Annotated in this window: 9 protein-coding genes; 3 read left to right on the top strand and 6 right to left on the bottom strand. The window is 61.7% G+C overall.

Going from position 1 to position 10,800, the window contains the following annotated elements:
* From AC3VI7_RS10655 to AC3VI7_RS10640, 4 genes are all read right to left on the bottom strand, one after another.
* On the bottom strand, positions 1 to 784 hold a 784-nt coding region (locus AC3VI7_RS10655), incomplete at its 3' end, for a polysaccharide deacetylase family protein (RefSeq protein ID WP_489671512.1).
* A 57-nt stretch (positions 785 to 841) separates the two neighbouring features.
* Positions 842 to 1,888 (bottom strand): YncE family protein, encoded by a 1,047-nt coding sequence (locus AC3VI7_RS10650; RefSeq protein WP_489667762.1) that lies wholly within the window; start codon positions 1,886 to 1,888, stop codon positions 842 to 844.
* A gap of 40 nt (positions 1,889 to 1,928) precedes the next feature.
* Positions 1,929 to 2,711, bottom strand: a complete 783-nt coding sequence (locus AC3VI7_RS10645; RefSeq protein WP_489667761.1) for a ZIP family metal transporter — start codon at positions 2,709 to 2,711, stop codon at positions 1,929 to 1,931.
* Between the two features lie 18 nt (positions 2,712 to 2,729).
* Positions 2,730 to 3,620, bottom strand: a complete 891-nt coding sequence (locus AC3VI7_RS10640) for a dienelactone hydrolase family protein (RefSeq protein ID WP_489667760.1) — start codon at positions 3,618 to 3,620, stop codon at positions 2,730 to 2,732.
* Between the two features lie 77 nt (positions 3,621 to 3,697).
* On the opposite strand from AC3VI7_RS10640, the gene AC3VI7_RS10635 reads away from it, so the two are divergent.
* Positions 3,698 to 5,221 (top strand): Ppx/GppA phosphatase family protein, encoded by a 1,524-nt coding sequence (locus tag AC3VI7_RS10635; protein WP_489667759.1) that lies wholly within the window; start codon positions 3,698 to 3,700, stop codon positions 5,219 to 5,221.
* Between the two features lie 34 nt (positions 5,222 to 5,255).
* A complete protein-coding gene (locus AC3VI7_RS10630; RefSeq protein WP_489667758.1) occupies positions 5,256 to 5,486 on the top strand; it encodes a sulfurtransferase TusA family protein in 231 nt (76 codons plus the stop codon).
* Here AC3VI7_RS10630 and galU read toward each other — a convergent pair whose 3' ends face one another.
* Positions 5,487 to 6,353, bottom strand: a complete 867-nt coding sequence (gene galU / locus AC3VI7_RS10625; RefSeq protein ID WP_489667757.1) for a UTP--glucose-1-phosphate uridylyltransferase GalU — start codon at positions 6,351 to 6,353, stop codon at positions 5,487 to 5,489. It lies immediately after the preceding gene.
* A 128-nt stretch (positions 6,354 to 6,481) separates the two neighbouring features.
* Here galU and AC3VI7_RS10620 point away from each other — a divergent pair, with 128 nt between their 5' ends.
* On the top strand, positions 6,482 to 7,780 hold the full coding sequence (locus AC3VI7_RS10620; RefSeq protein WP_489667756.1) for an NAD(P)-dependent oxidoreductase: 1,299 nt from the start codon (positions 6,482 to 6,484) through the stop codon (positions 7,778 to 7,780).
* Here AC3VI7_RS10620 and AC3VI7_RS10615 read toward each other — a convergent pair.
* Positions 7,731 to 10,592: a valine--tRNA ligase gene (locus AC3VI7_RS10615; RefSeq protein ID WP_489667755.1), complete on the bottom strand. Its 2,862-nt coding sequence runs from the start codon at positions 10,590 to 10,592 to the stop codon at positions 7,731 to 7,733. The genes AC3VI7_RS10620 and AC3VI7_RS10615 overlap by 50 nt on opposite strands.
* Between the last annotated feature and the right edge of the window lie 208 nt (positions 10,593 to 10,800).

Genomic DNA, 10,800 nt, shown 5'->3' with positions numbered 1-10,800 from the left:
CACCCGTGCGAATCCAGTCCCGGTAATCGGGATGCTCCGCCAAGGTGGCAAAGCAGTAGCCCTTTTTCAGCAAACCCGTGACCAGCGGCTCCAGCACCGCCGGTGCCCACGGGTCTTTACGCGACCAAATCCCTAAGTGCGCCGCCAAGATGTCACCCGGGCGAATGTCGCGCAGCGCCTTGGCCAGCAGTTGCGCGTTGGGATAGCGCTCGCTGGGCAGCTCATCGCCCAAAAAGCCCGCCGGACTCCACGGCACCATGCGGTAGCCGCATTGCTTGGCGGTGGCCTCCAACTGCGGTGAGACCTTGCCCCCTGGGGCACGGAAGATCGGCGCGATGCTGCGCCCGCCACTCATCTCGGCAAACCGCTTGGCCGGCCGATTCAGTTCAGTGCAGATCTGCGCGGCATCCCAAACTTGCGTCTTACCGGCCTGCGGGCCAAACGACGCCTTCATCTCAAAGCGCCCGTCCGGCAGATCGCGCCGCCAGCCCACGTGATCCCACGTGTGGCTGCCAAAAAGGTGGCCTTCGTCGGCGCGCGCCTTCCACCACGGTGCCCAGTGGTCGTCGAGGCTGCCGCCATCGGCGGTGCGCTCGTTGGCCATGAAGAAAGTCACCTTGATCTGATGGCGCTGCAAGACCTCAGCGATCAGCGGTGCCACGCCCATGTGGCCGGTGTCAAAGGTCAGAAAAATGGGTTTGGCGCAACGGGGCGGGTTGAGCAGCGCGGGCTCCGCCGGAGCCGCCATCGCCGACCCGACGGAAGCGACCGCACCCGCCGCCATCAAGGCGACCACGGCCTGGCTAAGCCCACAACGCGACAGAAGATTCATACAAAGGCCTTATTGACGGGGAGCGTGATCCAGCATCCAAACCCCATGGGGCGATTTGCCCACATTGATTTGCTGCACCACTTTCTTCGACGCCGTATCGATCACCGTGAGCTTGCGCGCCCAGCGCGAAGCCACGTAGATGAACTTGCGGTCGGCCGACAAATCCATGCAATCGGGACCGCTGGGCCCGGGATAAGTGTCCGTCACGCTCAGGGTTTGGATGTCGATGCGGCTGATCGTGTTGGCCACACGGTTGCTTACCAGCACATGGCGCTTGTCACCCCAAGCGCGGAAAGCGTGCGCGCCGTCGCCGGTCGGGATGCGCTTGATCAGCTTGGGCTCGGTGCCTTGCACATCCCACGCCTCGACCACCGAGTCCCCCGTCAAACCAACCAGCAAGGTTTTGTCATCGGCACTGAGAAACACGTCGGCCGGCATCTTGCCCGAGGGGTGCGTCCAGCGCGGGGTTTGGGTGGCCAAGTCGATAGCGATGAGCTGATCGCTGTCTTGCAAGCTGGCATAAACCACCGTGCTTTTGCTGTCGATGATCACGTGGCTCGGCGTTTTGCCTGCCGGCACGCGCTTGGCCAGTTGCAGCTCAAAGCCGCCCCCGGCCGGGCGGATCACCTTGTAGATATCGATGTGGTTGAGCCGATTGGCAGCGGTCACAAACCACTTCATGTCGGGTGAAAAACGCAGCTGATAGGGATCGACGATGTCGTTGATCGTGCGCTGGATATCGCCGGTGCGCGGATCAACCAAGGTGAGCGAATTGCCCAGCGCGTTGGCCACCAAGAGCGATTTCTCGTCCGGCGAAAGGTAGAGGTGATGCGGCTCTTTGCCCACCGGCACGCGCTTGATCTCAGTCAGCGCCACCGGATCAATCACGCTGAGCGTGGCGTCGAGCGAGTTGAGGACAAATATCGGCGTCTTGGCGGACGCAGCGCTGGAGGCCGCCGATGCCGCCGCGCTCCCTTGGGCTTGGGCCGATATCCATACGCCCAAACCCAGCCCCAAACTCAGGCCAACCCACCGTGCCATCTTCGTCAAACCCATATCGTCCTTGTTGATCGATGCAAAAGAAATCAAAAAGCGCTCAATGCGCATGCATCCCGCTCACGATAAGCGAGATTGAACCCAGTCCCGCCGCCAACCAGATCAATTGGGAGAGCGTTTCACGCCAGTGCAGGCGGCGTTGCAACTGCGGAATCAAATCGGCCACCGCGATGTAGATGAAACTGCTTGATGCGGCCACCAGAAAGTACGGCAGCAGGTCTTGGAAGGGGCCAATGATGTAATAACCCAACACCCCGCCCAACACGGCGGCCATGCCGGACAGCGCGTTGTAGACCAAAGCCCGGGTGCGCGAAAACCCCGCATTGAGCAACACGATGGTGTCACCCACTTCCTGGGGAATCTCATGGGCAATCGCTGCGATGGCAGTGATCCAACCCAGCTGGACATCGGTCAGGAAAGCGGCGGCGATCAAAATACCGTCGCAAAAATTGTGGATGCTGTCGCCGACCAGCACGCTCCAACCGCCACGACCGGCTTGTTGAGCGTCAAACCCGTGATGGTGGTGATGCGCAGGGTCGTCGCCTTCGTGGTGGTGGCCATGGCGATAAAGCTCGGCCTTTTCCAGCAAAAAGAAAAAGAGCAACCCACCAAGCAGGGTCAGAAACAGCTCATGGGCATCAGCATGACTCTCAAAAGCCTCCGGCAGCACATGCAACAAAGCCGTGCCCAGCAGCACCCCGGTGGAGAGGCTGACCATGTGCGGCACCACCCGACCCAGCACTTGATAGGTCAGGAACGCTGCCAGCAAAACCGACAGCACACCACCGGCAAAGGTGGCCAACACGATGAACAACAGGGTCATGCAATCTTTCTGGGGTGATCAGGCCACGCCGTGCGAACGCAACCAATCAAGGCAGCGCAGCCAACCATCTTCGGCCGCATCCTTGCGATAGCTGGGGCGGTAATCAGCGTGGAAGGCGTGGGGGGCTTCAGGGTAAACCACGAAGCTGGAGGCTTGGGCTGCCTTCGACCCCTCAGCTAAGCCCAGCTTCATTTGATCGACTTGGGCCAGCGGAATGCCAGCATCTTGGCCCCCATAGAGCCCAAGCACGGGCGCATGCAGCTTGGCAGCTTGGTCGATGGGATGCACAGGGGTGTACTCGTTCGCTGACCCGGTCAGACGACCGTACCAAGCCACCGCCGCTTTGAGGCGCGGATTGTGGGTCGCGTAGAGCCAACTGATGCGGCCACCCCAGCAAAACCCCGTCACCCCCAAGCGATTCAGATCGCCGCCGTGGGTCGCTGCCCAAGTTGCGCAGGCGTCCAGATCGGCCATGACTTGGGCATCCGGCACTTTGGCCACCACCTCGCTCATCAACTTGGCGATCTCACCATAACTGCCCGCATCGCCTTGGCGCACAAACAGCTCCGGGGCGATCACCAAGTAGCCCTGTTTGGCCAAGCGGCGTGCGACATCGGCGATGTGCTCATGCACCCCAAAAATTTCACTGGCCAAAAGCACCACCGGCCAAGGGCCCGGCCCCGTAGGTACAGCGCGATACGCAGGCAGTTTGAAGCCAGCGACGTCGATCTGCACCTCGCCCGCGACCAACCCGACCGCATCGGTATGTCGTGCGGTCTGCGCCAAAGCGGGTAAAACAGCAAGGGCAAAGCCCACACCCAGCCCGGTGCGAACAAAATCGCGCCTGTTGTGAATCCGTGATGGCATCAGCGTGTCAATGTCCAGACGGAAGGCATCATGATCATCCATAACTACTTCTTTCATGCGCAAGGGCAGCCATTCTAGGAAGCCAGTCCTCGCACTGCATCACAGGGACAATTCGGACCATGCTCGTTACGCACCCCAACCCCCTTGACGGTCGCCTCTATGCGGCGCTGGATCTCGGCTCTAACAGCTTTCGGCTTGAAATCGGTCGGTTGCGCAAAGGCCGCTACTTGCGACAGGACTACATGAAAGAGTCGGTGCGCCTTGGGGCCGGCCTGAGCCGCCATGGCCGTCTCAGCGAAGATGCCATGCGACGCGGTTTGGCTTGCTTGGCTCGTTTTCGCGACCGACTCGATCTCGCCCCGGAAGCCCAAGTCCGGGTGGTTGCCACCCAAACGCTGCGCGAAGCGCTCAACCGCGACAGTTTTGTCCATCGCGCCGAATTGGTGCTGGGCCACCCCATCGACTTGATCGGTGGCCGCGAAGAAGCCCGGCTGATCTACTTGGGCGTCTCGCGTCTTCAACCCGCCAAGCGCACCCGGCTGGTGATTGATATTGGCGGACGTTCGACCGAGTTGATCTTGGGGCGCGGTGCGGATGCGCTGGTCACCGAATCGTTCAATGTGGGCTGCATCAGCTTGGCCCAACGCCATTTCCCCGACGGCCGCTACAGCGCAGAGGCTTTCCGCGCCGCACAGATCACCGCTGCGGCCTGCTTCGGCCCGGGGCTCGGTACCTTTGGGGCCTCGCACTGGCAAGAAGCTCTGGGCTCTTCGGGCACGGTGGCCTCGATTGCCGAGATCTTGTATGTCAACAAGATCACCGATGGCAGCGTGACCCCGGCCGGTTTGCGCTGGTGCATCGAAGCGTGCTTGAAGGCGGGCCGACTTGATCGGCTTGATTTGCCCGGGCTTGAGCCCGGTCACCGCGCCGTGCTGGCCAGCGGGCTGGCGATCCTCTACACCTTGGCCGTGCATCTGGACATCCCCTCCCTGCTGCCCGCCCGGGGTGCCCTGCGCCAAGGCGTGGTCTTTGATCTCGACGACCGGCTCAACGCCCAACAAACCCTGCCAGGCCGCCCGACACCGGCCGATTTGCGCGATCTCACGACTCAGAGCTTGCAAAGCCGCTTTCATGTCGATCTGCGCCAAGCCCGCCGAGTCGCCGCAGTGGCTTTGAGCTTGTTTGATCAAGCTTGGCCAAGCGCCACCCAGGAGGCCCGCAATCAACTTGGCTGGGCCGCCGCGCTGCACGAAACCGGGCGCTTGGTGTCGCATCACGAACCCCATCGGCATGGGGCTTATCTGATCGGCCACGCTGATGCCCCCGGCTTCTCGTACAGCGAACAGCAACGGGTGGCCGATCTGATTGGCGCGCACCACGGTGCTTTGCCCGGCGAGCATCCGCCATGGGATGACACACCCATTCATCAAATGCTGTGCTTGCGCTTGGCGACTTTGCTCTGCCATGGCCGCGACGCGGGGTTGTCACAAGCGGTGACGCTACACATGGACCGCCAACAAGCGCGCATCCATCTCCCCGAAGGCGACACCAGCTTGCACCTGCGCACCCACCATCTGTTGGACGAAGAAATTCGTCTTTGGCAACGCGCGCCCCATTTGCGCTTGATCCTGATCCATTCCTGAAACTCTCTGCTGCGCACCACGCTGCGACACCACCATGCATGCCGACAAAGAAATCGACACCCGGGGCCTGAATTGCCCGTTGCCCATCCTCAAGGCCAAAAAAGCCTTGGCCGACATGGGCAGCGGTGAGGTGCTGAAAATTCTCGCCACCGACAACAGCTCCCTGCGCGACTTCAAGATGTTTGCCAAGCAAAGTGGCAACGAACTCATCGAACAGCAAACCTTGGCACCCAATGAATTCGTGCATTGGCTGCGTCGGCGCTGATCACAGCGCCAGCGATTTCAGGTAAGCGCGAAACCCAGGGCCAAGCTCAGGGTGCTGTAGGGCAAGCTCGACGTTGGCTTCGAGCCAACCATCCTTGCTGCCACAGTCATAGCGCTTGCCGATGTATTGGTAGGCAAAGACCTTTTCACGCCGCAGCAGCGAAGCGATACCGTCCGTGAGTTGGATCTCGCCACCGACGCCTCGGGGCTGGGTGGCAATCTCGTGAAAGACACCGGGCGTCAGGATGTAGCGCCCCGCCACGCCTAGACGCGAAGGAGCCAGTTCCGGGGCCGGTTTTTCGACCATGCGCTGCACGTCGATCAGCCGCTCACCCACCGGCACGCCCGCGATCACACCATAGCGACGAGTCTGTTCGAGCGGCACCTCCTGCACCGCCAAGATCGAGGCGCGCCACTCCTCAAACTGCGCCACCATCTGTTGCAAGACCGGCGGCTCACCGATCATCAAATCGTCGGCCAGCAACACCGCAAAAGGCTCATTGCCCACCAAGCGTTGGGCGCAAAGCACCGCGTGGCCCAAACCGAGCGCTTGCGACTGGCGCACATAGATGCACTCCATGTCGGCCGGTTTGACGCTGCGCACCACGTCCAGCAGTTCGTGCTTGTTGGCCTGCTCAAGCGCCACTTCAAGCTCGAAAGTCATGTCGAAATGATCTTCAATCGGGCGTTTGTGGCGACCTGTCACAAAGATCATCTCCCGCACCCCTGCCGCGTAGGCTTCCTCGACGGCATACTGGATCAGCGGTTTATCCACCACCGGCAGCATCTCTTTCGGTTGGGCTTTGGTCACGGGCAGGAAGCGTGTTCCCAAGCCTGCTACCGGAAAAATCGCTTTCTTGACTTGCATAAAAGGGGTCTCGTTGTGACTGAAATGATTCTGTCATGTCAAATCCCGCGCGATTCATCGGCCTGTGAGCAACTGTGCTGCCCTGCACATGTTTAACATGCAGGCTATATCAAGGACATTGTGAACCCATGGACCTGCTCATTGCCGAACCCCTTGAGGCTGACGTGCTGCAGTGGCTGGATGCTCGCCACGAGCTTTTCTACGCGCCACGTTTGGCCCGGGAACGTCGTGCGTTCCAAGAAGCCCTGGCCAGCACCCGTGCTGTCTTGATCCCGCCACAGATTGGCATCGACGCCCAAGCGCTCGAAAACGCGCCCAACCTTCAGGCCATCGGCCGGATCGTCGCTGGGCCGGAAAACATTGATCTCTCGGCCTGCGCGCGCCAAAAGATCGAGGTGGTACGCAGCTCGGACGCCGCCGCACCCGCCGAAGCGGAGTTCATGTTGGGGGCGCTCTTGGCCCTGCTGCGCCCGAGCCCCGAAGATGCGGATCGCATCGCTGGCCGTGAACTCGGGGCTTGCACGGTGGGGTTGGTCGGCATGACCCAAACGTCACGGGTCTTGGCGCGGCTCTTGCAACCGCTGGGCTCAAGAATCGTCGGCTACGACCCCTCCTTGCATGCCTCTGACGGCCAATGGAGCCGCTGGGGGGTGCAGCCCTTGGGCTTGCGCGATCTGTTCGAGAACACCGACGCGGTGTGCGTGCAGATGAGCTACTACAACCGCTACCGAGGCCTGCTGGGCGAGCGCGCCCTGCCCTATTGCCGCCAAGGCCAAGTGCTGGTGAGCGTCTCGCCGCTGGCACTGTTCAACGAAGAAGTGCTGGCCGACGTGCTCAAAAGCGGGCGCATGGCTGCTGCGTGGCTCGACAGCATGGGCCCAGGCAGCTTGGACCCGGGACAGCCCTTGCACAACGCGCGCGGCCTGCTGGTCACACCGCGCTTGGCGGCCTATACCCGTGAAGCACGCCTGCGCAGTGCTTGGGGCGTGGCGCGGCGTATTGATGAGATTTTGCGGACCTCCAACGTCAAAAGCCCTGCGCGGGGCATCAGTACGAACACCCCCAGTGGCAACAACGCCAGCAGTGCCAATAGCGTCAATAGCGCCAACAACATCCTTCGGTCCTCGCCGCAGAATCCGCCGCCGCAACAGCCGGTACACACCCTCCCCGAAGACCCAGTGTCCTTGTTAGAGTCCTCCATGCCGCAGGCACCGCTGATCAAGCCCAGCCACCGGGGGTATCGCAACGAACCGCCCTTGCACCGGGAAGATGCCCAGCCCACGCGACCAATTGACTACGACGACGAGAAAGACATGCTGTTCCGGCAAAACGAGATGCAGCAGATCTTTCAAAAAGATCTGCTGTTTCGCAACACGGTCAGCCCAGACGCAGAGCCTGCTCCCGCACCCGTTCGAGAGTCAACTTAAAGCCGGCAACCCGCTCGCGCTCCTGCGCCACCACGGCCGCTGGGGCGCGGGCCACAAAGCTCTCGTTGCCCAACTTGGCCTCGGCTTTGGTGATCTCGCCCGCCAAACGGGCGATTTCCTTGGCCAGACGGGCCCGCTCAGCCTCCACGTCGATCTCGACCTTCAGCGCCAGCCGTGCGGCGCCCTGCACCGCCACCGGCGCCATCTCGGTCGCTGCCGCAAAAGCCGCTTCTTCGCTCAGCACCAGCACATCGCTGAGCTTGGCCAGCGCCTTGAGCAGCGCTGCGGCTGAGGTGATGAACTCGGCGTCCCCCAAGGTCACCAAGGGCACACGCTCTGCGGGCGACAGACTCATCTCGCTGCGCAGGCCTCGGCACACGCCCACCACCGCTTTAAGGCGCGCCACCCAAGCGTCAGCGGCTGCATCCACACGCTCCAACTGCGCCAGCGGATAGGCCGCCGTGACAATCGAAGCGCTCGAACCTGCGGCCTTGCGACCAGCCACGGGTGCCACCGCTTCCCAGAGTTCAGCGGTGATGAACGGCGTGATCGGGTGCAGCAAGCGCAGGATGGTTTCCAGCACGCGGATCAAAGTGCGGCGCGTCGCACGGGCGCCAGCCTCGTCGCCGCTCTCTTTGGCCACGGCCAGCTGCACCTTGGCGATTTCCAAGTACCAGTCGCAGTACTCGTCCCAGACAAACTGGTAGATCGCGTTGGCCACAAAGTCGAGCCGGTAATCAGCAAAGCCTTGGGCCACAGTGGCTTCGAGGCGTTGCAACTCGCTGGTGATCCAACGGTCCGCTTGACTGAAGGACAGATAACCGCCCGCCACGCAGACCGCTGCACCATGCTCGGCCAAGCCGCAGTCTTGCTCTTCGGTGTTCATCAACACGAAGCGGGTGGCGTTCCAGAGCTTGTTGCAGAAGTTGCGGTAGCCCTCGCAGCGCTTGGCGTCGAAGTTAACGCTGCGCCCCAAGCTGGCCATGGCGGCAAAGGTGAAGCGCAGCGCATCCGCCCCGTAGCCGGGAATCCCTTCGGGGAATTCCTTTTCGGTCGCCTTGCGCACCTTCGGCGCGGTTTCGGGCTTACGCAAGCCTTGGGTGCGCTTTTCCAGCAACTCGGGCAGTGCGATGCCGTCGATCAGATCGACCGGATCGAGCACATTGCCTTCCGACTTGCTCATCTTCTTGCCCTGCGCATCGAGCACCAAGCCGTGGATGTAGACGTGCTTGAAAGGCACCTTGCCCGTGAAGTGCTTGGTCATCATGATCATCCGGGCAACCCAGAAAAAGATGATGTCGTAGCCGGTCACCAGCACCGAGCTGGGCAGGAACAAGTCTTGTTCGATGGTCTTTTCAGGCCAGCCCAGCGTGCTGAACGGCACCAGTGCCGACGAATACCACGTGTCCAGCACGTCCTCATCGCGGGTCAGCGCGCCGCTGTAGCCGGCCGCTGTGGCCTTGGCACGGGCCTCATCTTCGCTGCGCGCCACGAAGAGTTCACCGCTCTCGCCGTACCAAGCCGGGATCTGATGACCCCACCAGAGCTGGCGGCTGATGCACCAGTCTTGAATGTTCTTCATCCACTGGTTGTAGGTATTGACCCACTGCTCGGGCACGAAGGTCACTTCGCCCGAATCGACCGCTTCGATCGCCCCTTGAGCAATGCTCTTGCCCGACGCCCCCGGCTTGGTCATGGCCACGAACCACTGATCCGTCAGCATCGGCTCAATGATCTGGCCGGTGCGGGCACAGCGCGGCACCATCAACTTGTGCTTTTTCACCTCGACCAGCAGGCCTTCGGTCTCCAAATCAGCCACCAGCGCTTTGCGAGCGACAAAGCGATCCAAGCCGCGCAGGCCGGTGGGGATGTCGTCCAGATCCGTGCGCACGCTGGCGTCGAGCGTGAAGATCGTGATCATCGCCAAGCCATGGCGCAGGCCGACTTGGTAGTCGTTTTGATCATGCGCAGGCGTCACCTTGACCACGCCGGTGCCGAAAGCCTTGTCCACGTAGGCGTCGGCGATGATCGGCACCAAGCGGCCGGTGATCGGCAGCTTGACTTGCTTGCCGATCAGATGGGTGTAGCGCTCGTCCTCGGGATGCACCATCACGGCGGTGTCGCCGAGCATGGTTTCCGGGCGGGTCGTCGCCACCACCAGCGTTTCATCCGAACCTTCCACCGGATAGCGGATATGCCAGAGATGGCCGTCTTCTTCCTCGCTCTCGACTTCCAGATCCGACACAGCCGACTTCAGGATCGGATCCCAGCTCACCAGCCGCTTGCCCCGGTAGATCAGGCCTTCGTCATAGAGGCGCACGAAAGTCTCGGTCACAACCTTCGAGAGCTTCTCGTCCATCGTGAAGTACTCGTGCGGCCAACTCACCGAGTCGCCCATGCGGCGCATCTGGCGGGTGATGGTCGAGCCGGACTGCTCCTTCCACTCCCAGACCTTGGCGACAAAGTTCTTGCGCCCCAAGTCGTGGCGCGTCTTCTGACCTTCGACGCCTTTTTCCTGCAACTGGCGCTCGACCACGATCTGGGTGGCGATGCCCGCGTGATCGGTGCCCGGAATCCACAAGGTGTTGTGGCCCAGCATGCGGTGATAGCGCGTCAACGAGTCCATGATGGTCTGGTTAAACGCATGGCCCATATGCAGGGTGCCCGTCACATTGGGCGGCGGCAGCTGGACGCAGAAGCTGGGCTTGGTCGGGTCAAGCGTCGGGGCGTACACCCCACTCGCTTCCCAGGCCGGACCCCATTGGGCTTCGATCGGTTGTGGCTCAAAAGACTTGGAAAGCGCGTGGGTCATGGGATTGAACGTCGAGGAAGGCACAAAGTCTGTGCAAAGACGAGATTTTAGGGAGATCCCTTCTCATCGAGGGTGTCCGCCCTATCGTTTCGGCCCGACAATTCGGCACTTGAGTTACAGGACGGAAAGAATTGGAGTCCCCCAGCATGAGCAGTACGAGCCCGAGCATCAGCCTGAGCACTGAAATTCAAACCGTCGGCGTCATCGG

It is taken from the genome of Leptothrix toolikensis (SeqCode) (assembly GCF_057922285.1).
Note: the sequence above shows the minus strand (reverse complement) of the source record. Positions and strands in the feature narration are given on the sequence as shown.